This is a genomic window from Paenibacillus sp. HWE-109, assembly GCF_022163125.1.
Classification (GTDB): domain Bacteria; phylum Bacillota; class Bacilli; order Paenibacillales; family NBRC-103111; genus Paenibacillus_E.
In genome coordinates, this window is the sequence record NZ_CP091881.1 from 592157 (window position 1) to 618538 (window position 26382).

General features: G+C 41.4%; 20 protein-coding genes and 5 pseudogenes. 21 read left to right on the top strand and 4 right to left on the bottom strand.

Annotation, left to right across the window (positions count from 1 at the left end):
* Positions 1–138 precede the first annotated feature (138 nt).
* On the top strand, positions 139–360 hold the full coding sequence (locus LOZ80_RS02595; protein ID WP_238169962.1) for a hypothetical protein: 222 nt from the start codon (positions 139–141) through the stop codon (positions 358–360).
* Positions 361–621: 261 nt separating this feature from the next.
* Here the strand turns inward: LOZ80_RS02595 and LOZ80_RS02600 are convergent, their stop codons facing one another.
* On the bottom strand, positions 622–978 hold the full coding sequence (locus tag LOZ80_RS02600; RefSeq protein WP_238169963.1) for a YmaF family protein: 357 nt from the start codon (positions 976–978) through the stop codon (positions 622–624).
* A gap of 331 nt (positions 979–1309) precedes the next feature.
* Here LOZ80_RS02600 and LOZ80_RS02605 point away from each other — a divergent pair.
* Positions 1310–1867: pseudogene (locus LOZ80_RS02605) on the top strand (IS110 family transposase); the annotation flags it as partial.
* Here the strand turns inward: LOZ80_RS02605 and LOZ80_RS02610 are convergent.
* Positions 1844–2008, bottom strand: coding sequence for a hypothetical protein (locus LOZ80_RS02610; protein WP_238169965.1), 165 nt, complete (start codon positions 2006–2008; stop codon positions 1844–1846). The pseudogene LOZ80_RS02605 and the gene LOZ80_RS02610 overlap by 24 nt on opposite strands.
* Positions 2009–2128: 120 nt before the next feature.
* On the opposite strand from LOZ80_RS02610, the gene LOZ80_RS02615 reads away from it, so the two are divergent.
* The 9 genes and pseudogenes from LOZ80_RS02615 (at position 2129) to LOZ80_RS02655 (ending at position 11567) form a co-directional block, all read left to right on the top strand.
* On the top strand, positions 2129–2896 hold the full coding sequence (locus LOZ80_RS02615) for an Imm51 family immunity protein (RefSeq protein ID WP_238169966.1): 768 nt from the start codon (positions 2129–2131) through the stop codon (positions 2894–2896).
* A gap of 595 nt (positions 2897–3491) precedes the next feature.
* Positions 3492–3920 carry a hypothetical protein gene (locus tag LOZ80_RS02620; RefSeq protein ID WP_238169967.1) on the top strand — a complete coding sequence of 143 codons (429 nt, stop codon included), beginning with the start codon at positions 3492–3494 and terminating at the stop codon, positions 3918–3920.
* 524 nt (positions 3921–4444) lie between these two features.
* Entirely contained in the window at positions 4445–5524 is a 1080-nt protein-coding gene (locus tag LOZ80_RS02625; RefSeq protein ID WP_238169968.1) for an ankyrin repeat domain-containing protein, read from the top strand.
* A gap of 111 nt (positions 5525–5635) precedes the next feature.
* The gene (locus LOZ80_RS02630) at positions 5636–6385 is read left to right on the top strand and encodes an Imm51 family immunity protein (RefSeq protein WP_238169969.1); all 750 of its coding nucleotides are present in this window, start codon (positions 5636–5638) and stop codon (positions 6383–6385) included.
* 441 nt (positions 6386–6826) lie between these two features.
* A complete protein-coding gene (locus LOZ80_RS02635; RefSeq protein WP_238169970.1) occupies positions 6827–7489 on the top strand; it encodes a hypothetical protein in 663 nt (220 codons plus the stop codon).
* 215 nt (positions 7490–7704) lie between these two features.
* Positions 7705–8694, top strand: coding sequence for a hypothetical protein (locus tag LOZ80_RS02640; RefSeq protein ID WP_238169971.1), 990 nt, complete (start codon positions 7705–7707; stop codon positions 8692–8694).
* Between the two features lie 124 nt (positions 8695–8818).
* The gene (locus LOZ80_RS02645; protein ID WP_238169972.1) at positions 8819–9274 is read left to right on the top strand and encodes an SMI1/KNR4 family protein; all 456 of its coding nucleotides are present in this window, start codon (positions 8819–8821) and stop codon (positions 9272–9274) included.
* Between the two features lie 52 nt (positions 9275–9326).
* Positions 9327–9863, top strand: a complete 537-nt coding sequence (locus tag LOZ80_RS02650; protein WP_238169973.1) for a hypothetical protein — start codon at positions 9327–9329, stop codon at positions 9861–9863.
* 418 nt (positions 9864–10281) lie between these two features.
* Positions 10282–11567: pseudogene (locus tag LOZ80_RS02655) on the top strand (IS110 family transposase).
* Positions 11568–11889: 322 nt separating this feature from the next.
* Here LOZ80_RS02655 and LOZ80_RS02660 read toward each other — a convergent pair.
* Positions 11890–12332: pseudogene (locus LOZ80_RS02660) on the bottom strand (IS110 family transposase); the annotation flags it as partial.
* A gap of 695 nt (positions 12333–13027) precedes the next feature.
* Between LOZ80_RS02660 and LOZ80_RS02665 the strand changes: the two are divergent.
* Together LOZ80_RS02665 and LOZ80_RS02670 are read left to right on the top strand one after the other, a co-directional pair.
* On the top strand, positions 13028–13756 hold the full coding sequence (locus LOZ80_RS02665; RefSeq protein WP_238169974.1) for a DUF1266 domain-containing protein: 729 nt from the start codon (positions 13028–13030) through the stop codon (positions 13754–13756).
* Positions 13757–13774: 18 nt separating this feature from the next.
* Positions 13775–14248, top strand: coding sequence for a hypothetical protein (locus LOZ80_RS02670; protein WP_238169975.1), 474 nt, complete (start codon positions 13775–13777; stop codon positions 14246–14248).
* Positions 14249–14431: 183 nt separating this feature from the next.
* Here the strand turns inward: LOZ80_RS02670 and LOZ80_RS02675 are convergent.
* Positions 14432–14641 (bottom strand): annotated as a pseudogene (locus LOZ80_RS02675) (DDE-type integrase/transposase/recombinase); the annotation flags it as partial.
* Between the two features lie 18 nt (positions 14642–14659).
* On the opposite strand from LOZ80_RS02675, the pseudogene LOZ80_RS02680 reads away from it, so the two are divergent.
* The 8 genes and pseudogenes from LOZ80_RS02680 to LOZ80_RS02715 all read left to right on the top strand — a co-directional run.
* A pseudogene (locus LOZ80_RS02680) lies at positions 14660–14923 on the top strand (glycine betaine ABC transporter substrate-binding protein); the annotation flags it as partial.
* A gap of 467 nt (positions 14924–15390) precedes the next feature.
* Complete coding sequence (locus LOZ80_RS02685) at positions 15391–17172, top strand: cache domain-containing sensor histidine kinase (RefSeq protein ID WP_238169977.1); 1782 nt, start codon at positions 15391–15393, stop codon at positions 17170–17172.
* Between the two features lie 4 nt (positions 17173–17176).
* Positions 17177–18397 (top strand): response regulator transcription factor, encoded by a 1221-nt coding sequence (locus LOZ80_RS02690; protein ID WP_238169978.1) that lies wholly within the window; start codon positions 17177–17179, stop codon positions 18395–18397.
* Entirely contained in the window at positions 18394–19674 is a 1281-nt protein-coding gene (locus LOZ80_RS02695) for an ABC transporter substrate-binding protein (protein ID WP_238169979.1), read from the top strand. Before LOZ80_RS02690 ends, LOZ80_RS02695 begins: the two co-directional genes overlap by 4 nt.
* 208 nt (positions 19675–19882) lie before the next feature.
* The gene (locus LOZ80_RS02700; protein ID WP_238169980.1) at positions 19883–21364 is read left to right on the top strand and encodes a glycoside hydrolase family 68 protein; all 1482 of its coding nucleotides are present in this window, start codon (positions 19883–19885) and stop codon (positions 21362–21364) included.
* Between the two features lie 147 nt (positions 21365–21511).
* Entirely contained in the window at positions 21512–23023 is a 1512-nt protein-coding gene (locus LOZ80_RS02705; RefSeq protein WP_283214775.1) for a glycoside hydrolase family 32 protein, read from the top strand.
* Positions 23024–23519: 496 nt separating this feature from the next.
* On the top strand, positions 23520–24635 hold the full coding sequence (locus LOZ80_RS02710) for a Gfo/Idh/MocA family protein (RefSeq protein ID WP_238169981.1): 1116 nt from the start codon (positions 23520–23522) through the stop codon (positions 24633–24635).
* Positions 24636–24875: 240 nt separating this feature from the next.
* Positions 24876–26237 carry an ABC transporter substrate-binding protein gene (locus LOZ80_RS02715; RefSeq protein ID WP_238169982.1) on the top strand — a complete coding sequence of 454 codons (1362 nt, stop codon included), beginning with the start codon at positions 24876–24878 and terminating at the stop codon, positions 26235–26237.
* Positions 26238–26382 lie beyond the last annotated feature (145 nt).

Consider the following 26382-nt stretch of genomic DNA (forward strand, 5'->3'; position numbering starts at 1 on the left):
ATCGGTGTCAGTCTAAAACTCATTTAACGAAGGAAATTGTTTTTTTATTAACAGGGAGTATTTTTGTGTGTGCCGAAAATAAAGTTTTAGAATGAAAACAGTTCCTGAATTAGCCCACGTAAAGATGGAGGATAAAAAATGAGTCAAAGAGAACAATCAATTCCATCTGGATTAACATTTGGGATTTATCCGCTAAGTGTGGCAGGTACGCCTTTCGGCTTGGCTGTCGGACCGCAAGATAACTACAAAAAGATTCAATTGGCGCTCCGGGACCTTCGAGGCGAGACAAATAAGCTACTGCCAAGAAACTATCTCATTTATACGATGGAATGGGAATCACATTCACGACGAATGCGGTGAGATAAGCCTGTATTCACATGCGAAATAGAGCCCGGTATTTGGCTATGTCCATACCGTGGAACCTTTTCATTTCAGCATTCTTGTGTTCAATGTTTGGCCTATCTTTTGCATTTCGATTCAATCTTTACCACCTCTATGTACAAATGAATGGTCCATTTTAAACTCCTCCAATATGTTAGTTTTTCTATTTAATAAGGCTGCCGATCAATTCGCGGCAGCCCTGTTGTGTTGTTAACTTAAAGTACCAATATCATTTGTTCCTTAAACAAGAGGTGCTTGAATCAATGTAGCGAAGTTAAATTGGTGAACATGACCATCATTTAGTGTAGTTTGGCCTGTAACAAAATGTACATGTTTACCATTTCCTACTGAAATAGCCGGTCCCGTTCTAATTTTTTTCAGATTATGAAAATGGTTTAAGAAATCGGTTTTCGAGAGATCAATTTCATGGACATGACTATTTCCCATACGAATCGCTTGTCCTGTAACACCTGCAAAGCGATGGTTGTGGCGGTCTGCGCCTTGTTCAGCCAGTTTCGTACTACCTTCAAACTCATGAACGTGCCTCTGCACTAGGGCTGTTGTTTTCATTTTTATTTTAGGTTTTTTCTTCTGCATCGTTTACATTGCCTCCTTATGAGTATGTTGACTTCACAACATCCTATTAAGGCATATCTATATAAGTGCTAGGCAATCATAAACGTTCTTCAAATTATTTTTGGTTGCTATCTTATGGAATTCTTTTACCGCTTATCGTTATTTGTTCAAATAACGCAGAACGTTTGTTGAATAACCATAATTAGAGAAGCTGCCGTTACGATTGACGGCTTCATTACGTTAAACATTCCTGTTAGGGCTAAGAAATGGCCTTTGTCAAAAAAGGAGCGCCTCGGTATGATAGGTTTGTCCCGGGGATAAAACCCAACACCATCAAGGAGGCGCTCTTATAATGAAGTTTAAACAATCAGAAGTACAAAATCAACGAATTGAACGAATTACCACATCTCATCTTGTTGTAGGTATCGATATGGCTAAGGAAACTCATGTCGCGCAAGCTACGAATTTTCGTGGAATCGTGCTCTCGAATCGACATCTCTCATTTAGTAACACCATAGAAGGCTTTGAAAAGCTGCAGCGTTGGATAGAGGGACTTCAGCAAAAGCACCGTTTGAACAGTGTTATCATTGGCATGGAACACACAGGACATTATTGGTGGAACTTAGCGAATTGGCTTACAAACAAAGGATCGAACGTCGTCCTAGTAAATCCAGCCACCACCAAAAGAAACAAAGAGAATCGCGATAATAGTCCTTCCAAGAGTGATCCGAAGGATGCGCTTGTCATCGCGGACATTGTAAGCCGTGGTTATTATTATGAACATACGCCACAAACTCAAGAGTTCCAAAGACTACGCACCATGATGAGCGATCGGGAGTTCTGGGTAGCCTACAGTGTCCGGTTACAGAATCGGATTATTCGCTGGTTAGATATTCGCTTCCCAGAGTATAAATTTAACTAAATCCGCCAATTTATCTGAATCAAAAGCAAAACTGATCGTAGCACGTCGCCTTAGTTTTTCAACAGCTGCTTTCATTTTTTTAGGCGTCCAAGGCACACCATGCATAGCATGTATCCACACTTCACTCATAAGTTTATCCCTCGCTTCATTTCTCATATAATTCCAATTGATTGAACTTCATAGATCACATGGGTTATTCTAATATATGGCAATCATTTTTTGATTAAAGTAAGAGGAGATGATACAAAGATGGATAAGGATTTATTGAAACAGCTCACTCTTTGGCATAACAAGAGCCAGTATGAGAAAATCATTAACAAAATTATGGATATACCCGAGGCAGACAGGGACTATGACTTAGTTTGCCATTTGGCAAGAGCATTGAATAATCAAGAAAATTATAATGAAGCTATCAAATATTTTTTATCTGTGCAAGAGCAAGGCGAGCACGACCCTCTTTGGCATTTCCGAATAGGATATGCTTATTATTACCTTGAACAGTATAAGGAAGCGATCGTTTCTTTTGAACAAGTTGTAGCACTTGATCCTGAAGATTCACATGGCAGGACGTTTTTAGAAATGAGCCGCAACGCCGCTGCTAGAGCAGGAAATGAAACCATCCATATAGTAAACGTTGAAAAGGGGATGAGGATTGGGACTGACCCCCGGTTGTTAGATGTTGAAGAAAAAATACACCCGTTTGGGCTAGTTGCGCATAATAATGGAAGCATATCAATGATTTTAGGTGTTGGCAAATATAAGCATGAAATTTTTCAAACACGAGCCGAAGAAGGATTTGAGGGCAATGGCTATGATTGGGGTTCATTAGCAGCCGTGTTTCTTGAAGAAAAAATGCCTCACTTAGTTGATATCATACGATTTGACCCGGAAGCCGATACGTTCTGCATTTATACAGACAATAAAGAAGCCATACTTAGTTTTGCAATCGCCTTTAAGGAAGCATGTGAAGATGACTCATTAATAAAAGACCTATTTTCACGAGCTGAATTAGATTGATTGGAAATATCAAGGTACAACAGTATCCTCTGTTGCATCGAAATGACATTAACCGATCCAATACTCCTTAATTGTAGCGAGTTTTTTTATTATCGGATCAAGTTTGCGTCATTTCCCAACGACACAAACTTGATCCGATTCTTGTTTTGCGACACCGTATATTTTGATTATCTCACACATGCTCGTGTATTTGGAAGGATATTCATCTCGTACAGAATTGATGGTTGTGAAAAAGGAAATCGATAATGGTGGGAGAGAGCTTACATGGTATGCAAGAGTGTGCAGAGGAAATTTATATAATGGGGGTAAGGTGGGCAAAAAGAGCAAAAAAAATTCAATTAGTAAAATTGATATTTTCTTAGGTGACATTAAAGGCTTTAAGTATCCCCAATATATAATCCAAATTAATGATATAAGTTTGAGTGATTATTTGAATCTTCACACCAAAAGTATTTTCTAAACACAAAGCAAAAACAGATACTTCGTCAATCGGGTACAGCCGAGGTATACACGTATCTCGACTGTACCCCTCCTTTTGACTGAAAGATTGTTCAAAAGAAGTCACGATTCTATGCAATATAGGAGGTAATCTTTCTTGGACAAAATCAAGTTAGTAATAAAAAAAGACGACGAAGCAGAGTTTGTTGATATTTACATAAATGAGAAAAGATTAGTTGAAATACTCAGGGAAATTGAACTGGAATATGATGCTAAAATAGCAGGAGAATATAGAGGGCTTCCACAAAGTGTAGTGTTTTTTCCATCTAGACATTTCCTTGACGAACCAGACAAATGGTATCACTATGATGAGAAAGTTTCTATATTAGAATGTGTTTGTGGAAGTCCAGGTTGTTGGGATTTTAATGTAAGGATAACTATTGAGGATGATAAAGTCATCTGGAGTGAATTTGAACAACCTCATAGAAGTGTTGATTCGGCTGGTGGGTACTGGAAATATGATGAAATAAAACCTATTGTGTTCGACAGGAAGCAATATGTAGCTGAACTAAGTAAGATGTCTTAATGCTTTTCGGTAAGGATGACTATACCGCATATCAATTGGAATGGGAAAAGAGTTCGAAGATATTTCAAGTGAATTTTATGAGAAACGTGAAAGATTAATTCGGAAAGTGATATAAATATTTCTCGAAAACGAATTGATTTGTGGCTGATGAACAGGATGGATGGGAACTTTTCTTTTTTTGACCATAGCCTGACTCAGCCGAAAGTGACAGCGCTATTCATCGATTTTTTGCAGTTTTTGCAGTTAGCTGACTTGATTCATCAATACGAAGAGTTGATTGATCAGGTAAAAGATTTTGAAGAAAGCGACTTGCCCGGACAGTTGGGATCATGTCACAGGATGTTGCATCCGGATTTGCTGGAGCAGTATCCTTTCACTTCGAAGATATCTATATTATGCCCTCCCCTGAAGACGACAGGCTACTGGCTTATCGCAGTTCCGCCCTAATAGGCCCTAAGTCTGTTGTATTTTTCCAAGATACTCTCTACACTATTCATAAGACATGGGGCGGGAGAGGATAATTGATGATCACACTGAAAGATATAGGGAAGTTTGCAGAGCTTCCGGAAATTGCGATGCATATTTACGAAGGAAATATGTCCGCTTTGGAGACTTCAATTGCGGCAGGATGGAGTATTGAAGAGGGCATCGTACTTAGCCAATATACGACGTTAAGTCCGCTGGATCTGGCTCTTATATCGGAGAGATTGGATGTTGTACAGCTGCTGGTGGAGCATGGCGTCAATCTGAATGTCTCAAATAATCCTGCTTTTTTGCTGGCAGTTCGCTATTGCAAGGAAGACATCGTTCGCTATGTCGCAGCGCAAGGCGCTAAGCTGGACAAGCTCAATCAAGTCCGGTCAGGCGCATATTCACAGGCCTATTATGGCAACAAAAAGAATATCTCGTTCATCCATGAGCTAGGATTGGACATTAAGCAGCATGCCGGCGCTGTATTGCGCACAGCCGTCTCGGACCATGACCGTGAGACCGTCACTTATTTACTTGATAATGGTGTGAATATTAATTATAACGAATCTGATATGGTCTATCCTTATCAAGCAACCCCGTTAACGGTTGCAGCGCGTAGGGGCAATCTGGCTATGGTCAAATACTTGGTTGAACGCGGTGCTGACGTTACCTTGGCGGAAAAAGACGGCGAGCGGCCGTATACGATTGCGGTCAGCAATAAGCATACGGAGCTGGCTGACTATTTGAAATCGCTGGAGCCAGCTGAATTTCATAATGTAGAGAACAAAAAGTATGAGCTGCGAAAATATAAATTGACTGATGAATTAGTCAGCTTCCTGTCCGGAGACAGGCTGCACCTTGAGCTCACGCCGAATCAATACGAAATCGCGTATATCGATTTCTTCACATTGACCGATACAATTGAGATGAAGGTCGGCCAGCAAAAGCTGCTGCGTCTGTCAGCCGCTATCGATAATTACTCCCATCTGAGCCTAGTGTGGAATCCGAAGAAAAAAGGTCGAATAGGCTGTTATGACGTGGAACATAAGGAGTATGCTGACTTTTGCAGCTTTGCGGAGTTTATGGCGCAGCCTGAAATGTACCTTATCAAGTTTATGGAAGGCGAATTGTAAATGAAGAACCGCTATCTGTTACGCCCGTAGAGGAGGACAGCAGCGGTCTTTTCGCATTCATGGTAATTAATAATCATCAGCCTCAAACCCATAACGAGAAGAGGTAGAATAATGGAAAAATCCCTTTTAGACCAGCTAAACCTCTGGCATCGAGATAAAGAATATGAAAAAATTATAGCTGCAATTTTGGAAATATCTGAACAAGAAAGAGATTATGATGCAGTCGGTCATTTGGCAAGAGCGATGAATAATCTGGAACGTTACGAAGAAGCGGTGCAGCAGCTTTTGACGATTGATATGCAAGGTGAGAACGACCCTCTTTGGCATTTCCGTTTGGGTTATTCCTATTATTACCTGTCGCAGTATGAGGAAGCAGTAAGAGAGTTTGAAATCGCGAATAAACTTGACCCCGAGGATAAAAGTGCGTTGATGTTTTTAGATTGGAGCCTTAATAGTATCGGAAAGCAAAAGAAACGTAATCATAAGAAGTCGAAGACCGTTCAGACAGCGAGCGAACAGAATTTTGCAGAGAGGATGAAACCTTTTCGGTTAGTAGAGCATGATAGCGGAAATATATCCATGATTTTGGATGTCGGTACATATAAAGATGAAGTTTTTCAAACAAGGGCAGACGAGGGTTTTGAAGGCGGCGGTTACGATTGGGGTTCTGTGGCTGCAGTTTTCCTTGAGGAAAGAATGCCTCATCTAGCGGATGTCGTGCAATTTGACCCGGAAGCCTCTATGTTCTGCGTTTATTCCGACAATAGAGAGGCTTTGCAAAAATTTGCGATTGAATTTAAGGATGCTTGCGAGGACGATGTCGTATTTAGGGATTTATTCTCCCGCGCTGAATTGGATTGATCAATATGCAGTCGTCTATTGCGGAATCGGAGGCGGCCATTTAACGCATTATGCTATTAGACTGATAGTAATTTTGATTTTATCAACCATTTATACTTTGATGATGAAATAGGACCTCATTCCAAGACATCTCATCCTAATTTTGTTAAACATTTTACAGACGATTTTTATTATGACTACGGCTGGGAAGAGGCGCCTTTCGGCAGTGATGAAGGCTCGGATACATTGGCGGAATTAACTGAAAATCTGCGAAAGAAAAGTCAATTGATTTTTGCTGAATTCCCTATATTTATTATTGAAAAGGTTTGGGGGTGTGTGTAAATTTATGTTAAAAAAGTGCAAATATTTCATTTCGGAGGAGATTATTTATGTTTTCAATGACGTCAAAGAAAATAAGTTCAACTAGATTTGAAGTTACCATTGCAACTTGTCGAGCATTATTTGATTCAAGTTTTTCGAAAAGAGATATCTCAACCAGATTTTATATCAGGGGAAGCACCACCCATATTAACAGACTATGAACAAAAAATTGAAACAATTACTGTGTATATACTGATTTTCAAAGACTCTATTGATCCGAAAAAAAACAGTAAATTTAGTAATGCCTCTGTTTATGGTAGCTTGGGGCACCTAGGTTTTTTTATGGTTGATCTTGATTTGTTTAGTGAATTTATCAGAAGTGAAGTTGGTGACGGGGTAGTCAATCTTGTGGAGTTATTTACAAGAACTGATCTGGTTGAAAAATGTTTTGAAGAGGGGCTATTGATAATCACTTGGGGGATAAAGCCATGGCACTATTATATTCAGGCAATGAATAATTCAATTATATTCGATGAATGTACTGTAAGTGGAACTTACAAAATTAAAAATAAGATCAAAAAGGTATCTGTTATTCCAGGGAATGAATTGCTTGCATGGCCGAAGTGTCTTGAAAAAGAATGGCCTACAATTTGTTTAGAGGGGGACGGTGAAAGAATTGTTTTATCACTATGTACTTATTCTGGAAATCTTGGAAATGAAATAATTCCTTTGTATATACTTCATAGAAGTGAAGAACATGTAGAAAATATTGAACCTATTATTAACTACAATTTTCTCGATTAATACCAGTAGCGTTGCATTAGAACCTGAATGGTTGGCTTTTCAAGGCCTATCAGCTTCAAATGAAAAGTTATCATTAGCGTGAAGACAAAAGAGTAGGGGTGAGTATGTTGAGAAAACAGATACTGGATCAATGCCAAGAATGCGGAGAATCTATTGTTTTTAAAGGAATCTGTTATCGCTGTCGAAATAAGAATCAGCGGGAAGCCTACCAGGCTATGAGCAGAGAAGAAGTGGAGAAAATGGTTGAATCGATCATCTCGAATATTGAAACGATCGGGAAGTGGGATCAAGTCTATCAAGACTTCAATGGGTTGCTTTGTTATCACGACATCAACACTGCGCGAATTGCACAAGCAGCGCTCGACAAGGGGATCTTCTTTCCAGCTAAGATCTATCGAAATGCTTCGCCCAAGGTACGGGATCAGCTGCTTACGCGTCTTTTTGATCCTGCATGTGATGAAGCAAGTCATTTACTGCTCTGCCTCGCCCTGCAAGGCGATGAAGTCGTTCAGGAAGCATTCCTGAAGCTGGAGAGAAATCCACTGCCCTGGCGCAGCAAGCTGTATGTGAATCCGTCCGTCTATGCCCATCATGGTGGCTGGCATTTTGATGAACGGGGGAATCGCAGCTCATTGTGCTTCGAGCGATGCTACACGATGTTGCCAGGAGATGGCGTCGATCAGGCAGCGAAAGTGGGTCAATTATTGGAGCAGCACTGTCCGCATTGCGGTTGTCAGTTGATCGATGTCCTGCGGCTGGACGGACTTGATGAGCGATTTTCTTTTCTGGAGGTTGATGGAGTGCTAGCCATTCCCATCTGCCCGAATTGCATCACATTCACGGAAGAAACGTTCGTGTGCTATGACGAAAATGGTCGTAGTGAGATCATTCCTTATGAGCCACCCTTAACGAAAAATTACTGTTCGGAAGATGAGCTTCAGGAGATGAGCCGGAATCAGCTCACACTTAGTACCGAGGCGGTACCGAAGCATTACGCTAGCGGTGGTGATGAGGTCATCACAATCGGAGGCTGGCCGGATTGGGTGCAGGACGCACAATTCGCAACATGCTCGGACTGTGGTCAAACCATGAAATTTCTCGCTGCGCTTCCATGGAACGTATTGATGGATTGCTCTGAAGGTACGTTGTATATCGAGATTTGTACGGATTGTCGCACGCTATGCCTGTTCCATCAACAGACATAAGGGGACTTTGGGGTGAGTCAGAATTATATGACGGAATACACGTGGCTATCCAAAGAGTTTCGGGCAAGCAGCCATACTGCCTTAAGTAGTGATTATGATGGGTAAAATCGGAAGGGGCGAAAAGGTGAACAATAAATTAATAGATAATTTAGAGCTGTTGACAGAAGCCTACGCACGGACCGACCGAACACCGGAATCGGAGGAAGCCATCCTTGCTTTTGAGGAGAAATACGATTGCCGAGTGCCCCCAAACTATCGCTGGCTCCTCCTCCATTTTGGCTCCTGCCATTTTCTCGATCCATGGATAGATTCGATCCATGATTTGGATTGGGCTTATCCCTCTTTTGTGGAAAACTACAAGGAGTATGAGCGGGCGTACGAGCTAGCTCCCCGCCGCCTTTTTCCGGTTGGCGGTATGGGAGATGGCAGTACGGTTGTGGAAGATTTGGAGACAGGTCAGTTGTTGATTTTACTTCACGACAGCGCCGAGGATGATCCTTTTGAGGAATTGGCGGGCAGTTTTGACGAGTTGATTTTGGAACAGATCAGCATGGTCAACCGTATTGAAGAGTTGAAATGAATCGGATTTGATAGGGAAAATGCTAAACGAATAAATCGACGAGGTGAGCGAGATGAAACAAGTGGATCAGCAAGATAGGGAATTTCTATTCCAAGGAAGTGTTGAGGATGTTGATGTATTTTTGAAAAGGCATCCGAGTGTGTTCAGTAACAATGATCGAATTGACTTCTTGCAGGCAGCAAGGGAAGAGGAGTTGTTGTCGGTACGAGCTAATCTATTTTCCTGGGTGTACGGGGTGATTGTGGATTGGCGGGAAGAAGATTGTGAGATCATCCGATTATTTGGTGAATTTTTACCTGGAGAAGTGATCGTGGAAGAGACAGATGAAGGACTGACGATGTCATTCGCAGGTGAGATCTATTCGATTCCTCTGACCTTTTCGCCTAACGATCGTTATATTACGATTCGAGGCATTGCGAATATCATTCAAAAGGAGTTTGAGATTCGGTTGTTTCGGGATTCCTATTTCTCAGATACTCATGTGTTTGTGCTCATGTCGTGTGCTCAATGGCAGGAACTTGAGCGCAGCCATACTGCCGAGGTAGAGAAGATCTTTCAAAAAATTACGCCAGAACTCGATTTCCCTTGAGGGAGAAACACAAGGAGTTTTCCAACATGGGAGAAAGATGGAAAAAGCAAGTTAGATGCGGAACTGCACGAGAAGACAAGAGAAGCGTTGGCTGGTGGGCAGAATCAATATGCCGAACATATTTAAAGTTTTTCCGAAAATTGTAAACCCTAAGAACAAAAAAATTGAAAGGATAAAGTTATGAACAGCTTAATAATGAAACATTGGACTGCTGAACAACGTGAGTTGCCTGGAATTAATTGCATTTCTTTTCCAAATGGCAACATAATCATTTTAAATGTCGCGACAACTTACAATCCTAACAACAAAGAGCGCAAAATTCACTGTTCTCCCCAGTGTGATACAACTATAGAGAGTATTGAAAAATATGACGCCGATACGGGTTGAAACCCAAAACCATCAAGGAGGCGCTCTTATTATGAAGTTTAAGCAATTAGATGAACAAAATCAACGGATAGAACGAATAACTCCATCTCACTTAGTTATAGGCATCGACATGGCGAAGGATGCCCATGTTGCACAAGCAACAAACTTTCGCGGAATTGTTCTTTCAAAACGCCATCTTTCCTTTACCAACAACAAGGATGGGTTTGAAAGGTTTGGCCGTTGGGGTAGTGAGTTGCAGCAGAAACACCGATTGAACAACATAATTATTGGAATGGAACCGACGGGGCACTACTGGTTTAATCTAGCGAATTGGTTGGTAGAACAGAGGTTAAGCGTTGTTCTAGTGAACCCTGTTACGACGAAGAGAAATAAGGAGAACAGAGATAATTCTCCTTCCAAAAATGATCCGAAGGACGCATTTGTCATCGCGGATGTTGTCAGTCGGGGCTATTACTCTGAATACATGAAGCAATCGCATTTTTTTCTGAGGCTGCGCGTTATCATGAGCGATCGAGAGTTTTTGGTGGCGAATAGCATACGGCTTCAGAACCGAATCATTCGCTGGCTGGATATCCGTTTCCCCGAATTCTCTTCAGTTTTTTCGGATTGGACCTGCAAGCGAACCATGGCGACGCTTTATGAATTCCCTGTTCCAGCAGACTTACATGGGATGACTACAGCAGAAATCATAACAAGCTGGAGAAAGCACATGAAACGAGCAGGTGGAACCACAGGGCTAGAGAAGGCTGCACAGCTCATTGCTTCTGCAGCTAGAAGTATAGGAGAAACGACAGCTACCCACGAAGCCAAACAAGATTTACGCCGACTACTCGATGAGTATTGTCGCATTGTTGAGATTCTAGAGATGATTGAACAAGAAATCCTGTTGTGCTCCTGAATAAGATACCTTTGGCTCATCAACTTCGCTCCATTCAAGGTCTTGGACCCATATTCATTGCGGCTATCCTTTCGGGTGCAGGTGATCTAAGTCTGTATTCTCATGGGAGACAACTTCTGAGAAGAGCAGGTATGAACCTAGCCGAGAGTATGTCGGGTAAACGGAAAGGGCAGATCGTACTCTCAAAACGGGGAGATGCAACTCTGCGAAAGTATTTGTGTTTAGCTACATTACGTCTTATTGGAAACAATCCATTGTTTCGGAAATGGCATGAACATAACGTACAAGTAAGGCATATGAAAAAGTACCGTTCCTTGTTTAAATTAGTTGGTAAACTAGCACGTATTCTGGTTGGTCTAGCTCAACGAGGAGAGTCTTTTTCTCCAGACAAAGCCGTTATTTATGAGTGTGTAGCTTAAAGTAAATCTATATTAGTATCTATTATTACGTATAGGTTGGTTCATTCGCAGGATTAAAAAGAAAGCACGGGGTACCGATTACCCGTTACTTAAGGGCACAGACCCGTTGAGATATGGGAGGGTGAATCTCCGAGGGCATTGTGGAGAATGCGTGCAGCAAATGGAATTATGAGGAAATTAAGTCTAATCCTCTATTTGCGTATGCCTTCATGGCCGTTCGGGGGGTGCCACCACCACTACTAAACCATTGTATCCTTTTACCAAGAGGGTGTAATCCTGCGAATGAGCGAGTAAACGTGAGAAAATCCCTTAATACCGAGGGAACTTTCTGTACCCGGTTATGTTCACGAGCTCGTTCTTGAATTAAACTGCGCCGGTAACGAACTAACTCGCGCAGCTCACGCTAGTTCCGGTCTGGAATATAACTTGCAGTAAGTAATCCGTGACGTAAAAGGTCTGCAATCCATTCAGCATCTTTCACATCCGTCTTTCTACCGGGAACAGCCTTCATGTGCTGGGCATTTACGACAAGGTATTGAATGTCCTCGGCTTCAAGTAAGTTGACGATAGGTTTCCAAAAGACGCCTGTACTTTCCGTGGCTACATGTGAACAGCGGTGTTCCTTCATCCAGTCGATGAGTTGAAGTAGGTAGACGGTATGGGTGTGAAATGTTTTAATTTCCTTCCCTTCAGGTGTAACAATACAAGCGGTGATGGTCTTTTATGAACATCTAAACCGCATGCACGTTCAATGAGTATTTGCATGAGAATCACCTTTCTACGGCAAAAAAATGAGGCTGGTGCAACAAACCAATAAAGGGTTAATCTACCCTGCGTGCTTCCCAAAAGGTCTAGGGATCCTGTCTTGTCCTTATGTATGGATGGTTTTACGTAATAAAAGACTAACATTACACGATAAATCGTTTTGTACTTAAAAGGAAAATGATTCCTTTTGTCGAATATAATCGACAATTGGAATAAAATACTAATAACTAGGAGTGTGTACGCTGAAAGGTTTATAACTTGTCTCAAATTTTGTTTTAGGAGCATTGATAATTTGGGAGCGCTGGAGTTTATGCAGCTACTGTAGGTAAGGTGATTGAAGCTTTTTATAATTTCAAAGATATCAAGATTAATAAAGTTTCAAAAATGCCAAACCATGCCAGACGCAACGAATCGAGTGACCATGCGGACGAACGAAAAAGTGAATCAAGGTCTCCTAGCAGCGGCTATTCAGGGCAAGATTCCGTATGATTGATGTCACGGCCAGATGGTCGGAACACATCATGAAGCCGATAATGGTCACGACAAACCATTCAAATGTTGCTTAATCTGGAGAAGCAGGTGCGAATTGTTAACAAAATGTCATTCATGTATTTGAGTATCGGTAAGTCAATCGATCTGGAATCGGGTAATATGTGAGAGTATTTATATTTTATGAACGAAACGAGGATGAAAACATGGGTTTTTTTAAAAAGATAGCGGGTGCACTGAGCAAGAAAAAGTATCGAAAGAACCCAAATGCCGCTGTTTTAACCGTAGAACAGTATGCTGCTTTGAATGTCGGAGCAATCAATGCAGAACAGACTATGTACTTTTGTGATAGTTTACATACTGGGTCTGACAAAAATGAGATGCGACGAAATCTTGCTGATTACTACGGCATTGTTGATAGAGATACTGCATTAAGTACCTTGGATTGGCTGAGTAGTAGGGGGCATAGGGTCTATTTTGAGGCTATCAAACAATTTATTTCAGGTCTATCCACAGCAATTGACGAGACGGATTTGGAAGAAGAGCAAAAGGTAAGTACATACGAATATATACAAAACCTAAATACTTCAATCGAAGATCTGATTAAAAATAAGCATATCAAAAAAAAGGTTGACTTGAGCACACAATCTGTTGTCGGCTGGGATATGGGGCGACTGGTTTTGGTTACACGGTGCTGTTATGAATTGGCATATATCTCAGAAGAAGAAGCTTGGAATTATATTCGTAAAGCCCATAGAGAATGTCAGAACACCTATTTGGACTGGAAAGAGTTTGCTGATGGCTATATCATTGGGAGATGCATGTGGGGTGGATCTGATATGATGCGGCACGGTGGTATTATGGGAATTGCAAAAGGGTTGCTTGAGGATGATGAGAGTCCTTGGTTAAAATACCCGTTGCGACAAAATACATAAAAAAAGGAGAAATTTACTATGGATTTAAGATTAGTGGTTATACCAGTGGTACTGGTGATTGTTGGAGTGATTGTGATGGTGTTTCTGAACAAAAAGGGTGGGCGTTCTGCCGGTGTGGCTCAGAATGTTATGATGAACTACGTGCGTGAACAGCTTCCGGATATGCAAAGTGCTAATTTGGATGTCATTAATTTGCTTGAGGACACAATAAACCCAGAGCATATTTGGGTAGTTGCTTACAACGACAGCGGAATGTTTTTTATCCCGTCTACATCGAATCCTTTCACGCGATCAATTAATAGATATGAGGATGAGAGTATCGATTATGTACCTTTTTCAGCGATTACTAATAAGTTGGTAGCACAAGACAAGAAGAAAATCAAATTGCATATAGGAGATGTAGTGAAATCTTTTAAGTATCAAAACAAAGATTGTTTTGGTGCCAATCAAGAACAAGAACTCTCTAAATTTATAAAATATTTAAGTAATTAGAGTCTACTTAATATATGGATTGGGCATCCGAAAGCGCTAAACTTTGATTTGGTGGCACGCCTGTTGATTAACCGGAAGCTACCAGATCAAAAACGCAGAATAAGATCGCCGAATGGGTTACAAGAAACGGTTCTGGTGCAAGGATTTAAAAAGTTAGCAGTTACCCTACAAACTTTACTTTGTCTATGCCACTAAACCAAATATCTTATTTAGCCATTCAACAGCAGTGAGGACAGTCGAATTATCATCGGCCTGTCCTTTCCTTATCATATGTAAAGCTTCAATTCCCTTTAACGTCTGATCCGCTGTAAGAAACGATTTGAAACCGAGATTTGGTTTTGTGATTTTCTTTATGAACCGATGATCTTGCTCCACAATGTTGTTTAGGTATTTGGGCGGCTCTTTGATGCTTTTTCGACGGACGGTCAGATCAAGCTGAACAACTTAATTATTTTGGAAGATGACAAATCTTTTTTCCCCCCCTATAGTTCAGGGCCGCTGGTTCGTCAGGATATCCTGTCCAAATACCCACAAATTGCTGAAGCCTTGAACAAACTCCAAGATAAACTTGATGAGAGGATTATGCAGGAGCTAAATGCAAAAGTCGATTCGGAAGGTTTAAAAGAGCAAAAAGTAGCGCATGATTTTTTGAAAGATAAAGGCATCATTAAATAAAACTCGGTCGAAAGATTCGTAACATAAAGCGGGAAGAATATAAACGGTACTCCAATTAAATGTCCCTGTCATTATGAAGGTAGTAAACGGTCACTACTCAGGTCTCCCTATTCCAAGGGAGATTTTTTGTCACTTTATGAGAAAATCTGGTCCTCGTGTAGAAGTACTAAAAAAATGTGAAGGGAGTGAGAGTGGATGAAGTTAATAACGAAACTGATAAAAACAGGGTAATTGGACATTACACCGAGAATAAATGCTGGCTGTAGTGCGGCCTCCAGCAGAAGGCATTATTCCTTCTGTACAGGGACCGTTGTTCCTTTGATCATACGCTTTGTAATGTACTTGAAACAGTACTACGGACTGATTTTATCATCAAAGACCGAATTCTTTACTGATATTTGTGAAAGAAATCACATTGCTAAGGTTAGAATAATAGCAAGGCGATTATTACTAAAGGAGTATTTTTCATGAAAACCATTCAAAGCCGTTTATTAATCATGCTGCTTGTGTTTATTATCCTTCCGTATTTTCTGTCCATGCTGTTGATTTATCGGCAAACGAAAGAGAATGTGGAACAGCATGAGCTTGAGAACAGCCGCGAGCAAATTGGGCAGGCGTCCGAAGACTTGGAGCAATACTTTGATGACATCGTTAATCTTCCGTATATTTTATACCGAAATCCTGACTTGTTCATGATTTTTGAAAAAGGCTTTGAAAGGTCCCTTTATTTCAACCAGCTTGAAATCTATAAAGGCATGACAACCTTTTATCTGATGAGGAACGAAATTAGGCAGGTTCGGTTATACATCGAAGAAGGGGAAAACTCATTTACAGTTTATAATGCGATGATAAGTGCCCGTAAGCGGCAGCCGGATTTATTGAAACAAGCTTCTATTCAGAAGCTAATAAAGTCTGATTCGAACTTTTTAATCGAACCGCCTCATCAGATTGAAAATTATAACGACACAGCAATTATTCCCCCATCGGATAAAACGATGGTTTTGACGATTCATCACAAAATCTTGGACGCACTTTCGAAAGAATTTCTCGGTATCATCACGATAGACATCAATTTGGACAAACTTGCTCGCATATCTAATCATTTTATTCAAAAAAATAAAGAATCCGTTTTTCTATCCGATTCGGAAGATCATGTCATCTATGCAAGTGATGAAGCCATGATTGGCAAGGCAGTTCCGGCAGAACTAAAAAAGAAAATCAATCAGTCGGCTGCAGGTGCTCTGTTTTCGAATGGAGATATTATCTTTTCCAGAACGTTGTCGGAACCGTTAAATCAATGGCACTTTGTTAAGATAACTTCAAGCAAATTCTTATTTAGTGACGTGAGGAAAACCGCCTACACGAACATCATCGTCGGTGTCATCGTGGGAGTTCTGGGCTTAATCATGATAGCCATCATATCATACAAGATTACTCGTCCGATCAAGCTGCTTAGCCGAAAAGTGCTGAGTATTGAAGGTGGGAACATGAATGCTCCTTTTGACGATAATAGGAAGGATGAAATCGGCAATCTGGAGAGGCATATCAAGGAAATGATGAGCCGGATCAATCGTCACATCGACCGTGAGTACAAGCTAGAGATTGAGAACAGGAAGAACCAGCATAGGGCGCTAAAGTCCCAGATTAATCCTCACTTTTTATACAACTCTCTCCAATCCATTGGTGCGGTTGCCTTATTTAGCGAATCTCCACGAGTATACCAATTGGTAGTTTCCTTATCCAAAATGATGCGGTACGCCATTCGTGTGGATCAACAGGCCACAGTTCGGAGTGAAGTGGATTATGTAAGAGCGTATTTGAACCTTCAAGAGGAGCGTTTTCAAACTGATTTTAGCTATTCCATCGACATACCCGAGGACATTCTTGATATTTCAGTTCCGAGTATGATTTTGCAGCCGCTCGTTGAAAACTTCTTTAAACACTGTTATGAAGAGGGGTTCGAACAAGCCCATTTGCGTATTTACGGTGAAGTGCGAGGCGAATATTTGAATCTGGTTGTGGAAAATAACGGCCGCAGTATGATGAGTGATGAGCTGACAACATTAAAAAATAACATCTACACGCCGGCTTACGAAGGAAACTACTCGTCCCAGCATATCGGCTTAAAAAACATTCATGACCGCTTGGTTCTTAATTATGATCCGACAGCAGGAATCCTACTTGATTCGATGCAGGGAAAAGGGTTTTCCGTGAAGCTGGTGATTCCATTCTACCTAAAGGAGGAATGACGTAATGAAAGCTCTTATCGTCGATGATGAGACCAATGTAAGGAAAATTATTCGCTTTATGGGACAGTGGCAGAAACATGGTATTACCGATATTTTGGAAGCCAGAAATGGTGAAGAGGCAAAAGCGTTGATTGATCTGGAAAGTCCGGAAATCATCATGACAGACGTGAAAATGCCCAAAAAGAACGGGATTGAGTTGATCGAGTGGTTGGATGCCAATTCCTATCCAGGAAAAGTGATTTTGATTACAGGGTTTGACGACTATTCCTTCATGCGTAAAGCGATTAAGCACGGTAGCTACGATTATTTGTTGAAGCCTATCGAAAATGAAATGCTAAATGAAGCACTTGCGGGAGCGGTAGAAACCTGGAAAAAAGAAGAGGAAGAACGCAGCAATGTAGAGCAAGGCGTCTATGAAGAGGCCAAGAAGCTTCTTTTAAACAGGGGAGTTACCGCGGCATGTAACGGGGAACTTTTTGATTCCGACGAAATAGCCATGTCTCTTCCGCAAGCGGACGCATACGATCTTACTTTAATTTATTTTTACCAAACCCATCATTTGGATCCCTACCTCCAGCATTTGACGGATGAGCTGGTTACTCGAGAATGGGGAAATGCCTATGCTCTTCAGAACGACCCTAATGTTTGTGTGATACTTTCTGTTCACGGCCAATTCTTCCCGATAGAGGAATGGATTACCCAACACATGGATATTCCTGTTCGTTTGGTTAGCGGCGAACCAATGACTTCGCTTACAGAACTCCCGCAATCTTTTCAATCTGCCCAAAGGGCATTGGCTGAGCAAAACTTCAGATCCATACATCGTTTGACGGATTTGGATGATGCCAGGCGTATGCTTGATATTGTTACTTTTGTAAATGAGCATTATATGCAAGAGTTAAGTTTGGACAAACTGTCAACCCGATTCTTCCTGAGCCGCGAACATATTTCGCGACGATTCAAGCAAGAAATAGGGATGACCCTCTCCAATTACGTTACTCAATTAAGAATAAAACAAGCCAAACAGTGGTTAAGCCAAACTGACGAGAAAATGTACTCGATTGCATTAAAGCTCGGATACCAGGATGAAACTTACTTTTCGAAATTGTTTAAACGAATTGTTGGCATGACGCCTCTTGAATATCGGAATGAGGAGGGAAAACGGGGTATAACGGAATTGGGATTGCTTCATAAAAGTTGTAAATGTAACGAGGGGGAATCATGATAATTAAGGTTTATCAGTACATTTTAGCCGGATTGCTTACCCTATCGCTTTCTGCATGCGGGGGGGACAATCGTTCGGTAAAAGAAGTGGATACAAAGCGTGCTAATCAGAACATCACTTTGGAGGTGCTTAATCCCAAAGTGGAAATTTCCACGGAGTTCGAGCAGATGGCAAAGGAATACGAGAAGGAAAATCCGAATGTTAAACTGGATATTCTAACCTTTGGCGGAGGGGCAAACTACCTTGCTGAATTGAAAGCAAGATTTGCAGCCAATAAAGGTCCTGATATCTTCCCTAACGGCGGTTACGAAGAAGCGGAGGCATGGAAAAGGTACCTGGAGGATTTATCCGATCAGCCGTGGGTGAGTAATGTGGTTGATGAGGCACTTGAGCCGATGACGATAGACGGGAAAATTTACGGGATGCCTGTAAATTTGGAAGGCTACGGCTTTATCTATAATAAGGATTTATTCGCAAAGGCCGGTATCGACACCCTGCCAAAAACGCTCTCCGAATTAAAGACAGCGGTGGAAAAGCTGCATTCCGTTGGTATTACCCCTTTTGCAGTCGGATATTCAGATAGTTGGTTTTTCATTCTCATGTTGAATATTGCTTTTGCCCAGCAGGATGACCCAGACGCTTTTATTCGAGCTTTGAACGACGGGACGCAATCCATCGAAGGGAACCAAAAGTTCGAAGATCTGACGCGCATGCTCGATTTGACCGTTCAATATGGCAATAAAGATTATCTGACGACCGACTATAATGCCGAAGTTGCTTTGTTTGCTACCGGCAAAGCGGCGATCCTGAAACAAGGAAATTGGGCTCAAGCAAAGATTGATCAAATAACGCCAAATATGAGTATCGGTTTTTTGCCCATTCCGATTAATGATGATGCCAGAAACGATGCCTTGTCGGTGGGCGTATCCAATAACTGGGTTGTAAATAAAGAATCTTCACCGGAGAAAAAGAGAGAAGCCAAGAAATTCTTAAACTGGATGGTTTCATCGGAACAAGGCAAAACGTTTATGAAGGATCAGTTCCATTTTATTTCTGCGTTTAAAAATATAGAGACGGACCGTTCAGGACCACTCGTGGACGATATTATTCGTTACTCAAAGGAGAAGAAAACGTTGTCCTGGAACTGGTTTAAATTTCCTCCGAGGGCAAGAGAAGAGTTCGGCTATGCGATGCAAGCTTATGTAGGCAAACAGCTTAACCGCGATCAATTGCTTCAGGAGCTCCAAAAGTCTTGGAAAAAGGCTGAGCAGAAATAATTGGCTTTTTAGATTCATAACCCTTTCGCCCCTGATGCTTAGTATCAAGGCGGTAAGGGTTATTTTTGTATTTGGGATCGAGTGTCCTGTCCGTCTGTATCAATATAAGCCTGTAAATCTATCAATGTACGACATGTTCTTAACTTTTCCTTTGCCTTAAACTAGTAATTGTGGAGAGAAAAAACATAGAAAAAGGAGTTGTAAGGTTATGAACATCAAAAAATTGGTTAAACGAGCAACAACAGTAAGCTTGACTACAGCAATGCTAGTAGGGGGTGGAGCTCAAGCATTTGCGAAAGAGAAAGACACGGTGGATTACAATGAAAATTATGGTTTTTCCCATATTACACGCTCTGACATGCTGAAAATACCTGAACAACAAAAGAGTGCACAATTTCAAGCGCCTCAATTCGATGCATCAACAATAAAAAATCTTTCTTCGGCAAAAGGTTTTGATGAGCAGGGCAGCTTGATCGATATCGATGTTTGGGATAGCTGGCCGCTGCAAAATGCTGATGGAACAGTAGCAAATTATCATGGCTACAATATCGTTTTTGCTTTAGCAGGAGACCCTAAAAGAGGATGGGACACATTTGTCTACATGTTTTATCAAAAAGTAGGCGATACTTCCATTGATAGCTGGAAAAATGCTGGAAGAGTATTTAAGGATAGCGATAAATTCGTTCCTAACGATCCTTTTCTCAAATATCAAGCAGAAGAATGGTCAGGCTCAGCAACCTTAACATCGGATGGAAAAGTTCGTTTATTCTATACGGATCGTCAAGGTTGGGACCCTACTCACGGGTTTTATGGTAAACAAACCCTAACAACAGCCCAAGTAAATGTATCTCAACCAGATAAAAGTGCGCTGAAAATTGATGGCGTTCAGGATCAGAAATCGATTTTTGATGGCGGAGACGGCAAAATCTATCAAAACGTTATGCAAGGAATCGAAGCGGAGAACTATTCAGATAATCATACATTAAGAGACCCTCACTATGTGGAAGACAAAGGTCATAAATACCTTGTTTTCGAAGCCAACACAGGAACGGAAGTTGGTTACCAAGGAGAGGCATCGCTCTTCAATAAAGCTTTCTACGGTGGAAAGAAGCAATTCTTCCAAGATGAAAAAAATAAATTGCTGCAAGGTCCTAAAAAACGTGCTGCTGAGTTAGCAAATGGTGCATTGGGTATTATTGAACTGAACGATGATTATACGTTGAAAAATGTCATGAAACCATTAATTGCATCGAACACTGTAACAGATGAAATCGAACGTGCCAACGTATTTAAAATGAATGGCAAATGGTATTTGTTCACGGATTCCAGGGGTTCCAAAATGACGATGGATGGTATCGGAGCAAATGATGTATACATGTTAGGCTACGTGTCCGATTCCTTAACAGGAACATACAAACCGTTAAATGGCAGCGGACTTGTATTAAACATGAATCTTGATCCTAAAGATCTTACTTGGACTTATTCTCACTTTGCAATACCGCAAGCTGACGGGGAAAATGTGGTTATTACAAGTTACATGACAAACAGAGGTCTCTATGCAGACCACAAATCTACCTTTGCGCCTAGTTTCTTGCTGAACATTAATGGTTCGAAAACTTCGGTTGTGGGAGATAGTATCCTTGCACAAGGGCAATTAACGATTGACACGAAGTCGAAAAACAAAAAATAATGAAGTATCCTCAAAAAAGCATAAGAAAATGCCGATGTAAATCGGCGTTTTCTTTTTTGTAAAAAGGATTAAGCAGCAAAGAGAGGAGGTGTCAGCTTGAACGATTCAATAAATGATAAGAAAGCAGCAAAACGAATAGGTGTAGTTATGATTTGTTTCATTATTTTGATGACGATAGGAGTAGTGGTCCATGATTCAGCTAGCAATAAGAAGAACGAAACCATAGATTCCGTTATGCCAACGTATCGAGCTAGCTATCATTTCACTACGCCTGACAAATGGAAAAACGACCCACAGCGGCCGATTTATTTGGATGGAAAGTATCATTACTATTATCTCTATAACCATGATTATCCGAACGGAAATGGAACCGAATGGCGGCATGCGACATCAACGGATTTGGTGCATTGGAAAGATGAAGGGGTGGCCATTCCTAAATATACAACCAGTAATGGTGATCCATGGAGCGGATCAGTCGTTGTGGACGAGAATAATACGGCAGGCTTTGGAAAAGAAGCGCTTGTAGCGATCGTGACACAGCCGTCTGCAGAAGGCGGGAAGCAGGAACAATATCTGTGGTACAGCACGGACAAAGGAAAAACATATACTTCTTATCGTGACGATCCCATTATTCCGAATCCGGGCACAAAAGATTTTAGAGACCCGAAAATCATCTGGGATCATCAGATTAATAAATGGGTGATGGCAATGGCGGAAGGGACGAAAATTGGTTTTTATGAGTCTCCGAATTTAAAAGATTGGCAATATACGAGTGGTTTTATGACAGAAAATATCGGAATTTTGGAGTGTCCTGATCTTTATTTTATACGTGCGAATGACGGGATCTATAAATGGATTCTTGGTGTCAGTGCAAATGGTAAGTCGGCAGGTCAACCAAACACTTACGCCTATTGGACTGGACACTTTAATGGAAAGGAATTTTCTCCTGATCAAAGTGACCCACAGTGGCTAGATTATGGCTTTGATTGGTATGGTGCTGTCACGTTTGAAGAAGGGAAAGACGGCGATAAATACAATCATCGGTATGCTTTGGCTTGGATGAATAATTGGGATTATCCCCATAATACGCCAACCCTTGAAGAAGGATTTAATGGAACCGATTCGATTGTTCGTCAAATTAACTTAAAACATGATGGAGATACGTATCGTTTGATTTCACAACCCATTGAAGCATTGAATCAATTGACAACTACAACGGATTCGTTGAAACAAATAGAGGTTAATGGTTCTAAAACTCTTCATGTAACAGGCGATGCATACCAGCTTGAGGCAGATATATCGTGGTCAGAGATCAAAAATGTAGGATTGAGACTTCGAGAATCAACAGACAAAAACCGCCATGTAGATGTAGGTGTTTTTGCAGAGGGAGGGTACTCTTATGTCAACAGAGCTTTTACAGGTCAGCCTGACCTGAGTGGTAAATATGTTGAAAGCAGGGCCCCCGTTGATGTGAGTAAGAAGCACGTTCACTTAAAGATTCTCGTCGATACAACAAGCATTGAAGTCTTTATAGATGATGGAACCATCGTTTTTTCCAATGAAATTTTCCCGGAATTAAACGATCAAGGGATTACCCTTTTTTCTGAAGGAGGCACCGCGTTCTTCAAAAATATTGTAATAAAGCACTTTAAAGATTAAATCAAAAGTATTATATCGTTCCTTACTTGGCAATGGGTTCCCACAAATCATCGGCGATGCCAATTGCACCGATACATGGAGATTTATTGGAGATTGAGGCTGAGTTTGAACTGGGCAGCGCTGCCGAATTTGGTATTAAGTTTGGCGTCACTGAAAGTGAATATCTACGCTAAGCCTACCATTGCAACCAGCAAGAATTGGCCATGAATCGTGCCTTTTTGGGGAAGACCAACTTTCATCCTGAATTTGCAAGTGAACCGATCGTTTGGGAACGCAACGGGCGCTCTGGCTACAACGAAAAAAGGTACGATCCCTGCCATGCCATCCATGGAGGAACCTATAGTCGAAGCTTGATGAATGGTTTATGGATGAAGGTAACTTCGGAAAATATCAAATGTAAGAATAAGAGGAAATCGTAATGATCACCGATTGACTTTTGCTAAGATAAGGATGAGGTTGTCTATATAACATTTTAACGAGAAGCGGTGGTGTTGATATGAACATAGGTTTTATTGGTTGCGGGGTCATTTCCACAGCTCACTTGGAAGGTCTTAAGAAATTAAGGGAGGATAACAGGCAGACGTTTGAGTTGACAGCCGTTTGTGATCTGAATCTTAATAGAGCGGAGGCATTTGCTACAGAAGTGGAGAAGCAATTGGGAAAGCGCCCCACTGTGTATACGGAATATCGTCGGATGCTTGATAAAGAACAATTGGATGCAGTCTCCGTATTGCTTGATCATGATCTGCATCATAAGGTGACAGAGGATTGTTTCGCATCTGGAGTCAACGTCCAAATGCAGAAGCCTCTTGCCATTTCGCCATTGTTTGGTAGAAAAATGCTGGCTGATGCGAAAAAATATAACAAAGTGTTAACCTTATCAGAACCAAGTGTATTGGGAGCAGGAAACGTCGCTATGGCCCGGGCTGTTAAAGACGGTTTGATTGGAGACGTATATATGATCATGGACTACGCAACAGTTACACTTGGACGAACTTTTTTTGCAGGTACCGCTTGGAGACACATGAAGGGCCGTGCAGGTGCTGGATGGATTAATGACCATGGAGTTCATCGAACTCATTTTTTTACAGAAATCAATGGCCCAATCCGAGAGGTGTTCGCCTACACACGAATTTTCGAAAAGGAACTAAGTAACGGTGAGAGCACGATTTATCCAACTGGAGAAGACACATCTGTTACTGTATTTAGATTTGAGAATGGTGCCTTGGGTCATTGGATGTGCAGCACAGCTGCTCATGGAGAGAAAGCAGGAGGAGTCTGGATTTATGGAAGCAAAGGTTGCTTGCGACCCGGTCAATATGCGGTACTTGAAGATAACCGTGTCGTTACCTTATCAGAACTCATCAAGTATTATGCCTCTGATGTTGTAGATGACCCGTTTGCCCATTCTTATATGGAATTATGGGATGCAATTGCAGACCATAAGCAGCCTATATCTAGCGCAGAGAGAGGTCTCGAAGCATTGAGTGTTGTGTATGCTGCCTTGGAATCCGCAACGATCGGCCAACCAGTAAATGTAAATGAGATTATGCTTGGTGGAAAACATGCTTATGAAGATACAGTGATAAAAGAAATGAAGGTATTTATTTAAAGAAATACTTGTCCTAAAGTTTAATATTCATGTTTTGGAGCTGGTCCAGCATCGTTTTGTGCTAGCTTTTATATTAATTGGAGGATCTGAATTACGCTGGGATTCACTCTCCTTTTACTTTCGTCGCCCGTCATGATAATTTTATAAGTTAGAAGCAGAGCATTTTGAATTTATTGTCCCTTTCACTTTGATAAGATGGTGACAAGAACAACAACAAAGTAATGAAAGGGGCAACAACATATGAAAAAATTAAGTCAAACAGTGGTAAGCGCTATCGTTGTTGGTGGTTTGTTGGCGGGATGTTCTTCGCAAAGCAATAGTGGAAGCGCATCAAGCACAGCATCAGCGGCACCAAAGCAAACAGATACAGCTGTGAAAAAAGAAGAAAAAGTAAAACTCACATTCTGGAGAAACTCGGGGAATGATACGGAGAATGCGGCCTACGACAAGTTAGTGGCATCCTTTATGCAAAAGTATCCGAATATTTCCGTGGAAATGACACCGATTCCTTATTCGGACTATGACACGAAATTACGCGTATCCATCGCTTCCGGAAGTCCGCCAGATATCATGGCGCTAGATGCACCAACGGTGGGTTCATATGCTAACGCAGGTGCACTTAAACCTTTGACCGCCTACTTCAAAGCTGATGGCAATATGGACGATGTTCCCAAATCAACACTTGCGACCTACACGTATCAAAATGAAATCTACATGGCACCGTTGACGGAATCTTCGATTGCGATGTTCTATAACAAAAAGCTTTTCCAAGCGAAAGGTATTCCGCTTCCATCGAAAAATCCAGATGAGCCATGGACTTGGGATCAAGTTCTGGATGCTGCGAAGAAAGTAAATGACCCAGTGAATGGTATCTTTGGTATTGATCCTGCGCAAGGCTTTGGCAATGCAGGTGGCACAGCGTACTTCAAGTATCCGATCATTTGGCAGCTGGGTGGCGAGATCATGAGCCCCGACGGTAAAACGTCCAAAGGTTACCTAGATTCCCCACAAACGAAAAAAGCTGTTCAGTTTTTCTCCGATCTGTATAACAAAGATAAAGTATCTGCACTCGAGTATCCACCAGATCCGTTCCCTAACGGCAAGTTGGCTATTACGATTGACGGCTCGTGGTCCCTATCTAATTTGAAGGATAAATTCCCGAATTTCAAGCTGGGTGAAGACTATGATATTGCTCCATTGCCAAAAGGAACGACACAAGCAGTGGCTAACGGCAGCTGGGCCCTCGGCATTTCGGGTAAAAGCAAGCATCCAGATGAAGCTTGGAAGTTCATTAACTGGGTAACTGGAGAAGAAGGTCAGAAGACATATGCAGGTATGACGAAGGATATCCCATCCCGTTATTCATCTGCTAAGGCATTCCCAGAGTTAAATGAGTATCCGAAGAATATCTTCGTGATTCAAAATCAAAAGTACGGCAGACCGCGTCCGATCACGCCTATCTTCCCGCAAATGTCGGATGCTGTAAACAAAATGTTCGAGGATGTCACGATTGGCAAAAGAAACATTGACGCGTCCATTGCAGAGGCCGTTACGACAATTGATAAAGCGTACGCAGATGTCCTAGCACAGCAGAAGAAGTAAGCAGCTTCAGATAAGTGAGACGAATCATTTCGGTGATCGTCTCTTTGTCGTTGTTGGTTGGGCGGTCCAGAGGTATGATAAGTAGATGGTACTTAAATGATTTCAGATATAACGGGGGGATATCATGTTTTTCTCATTGAGGAGC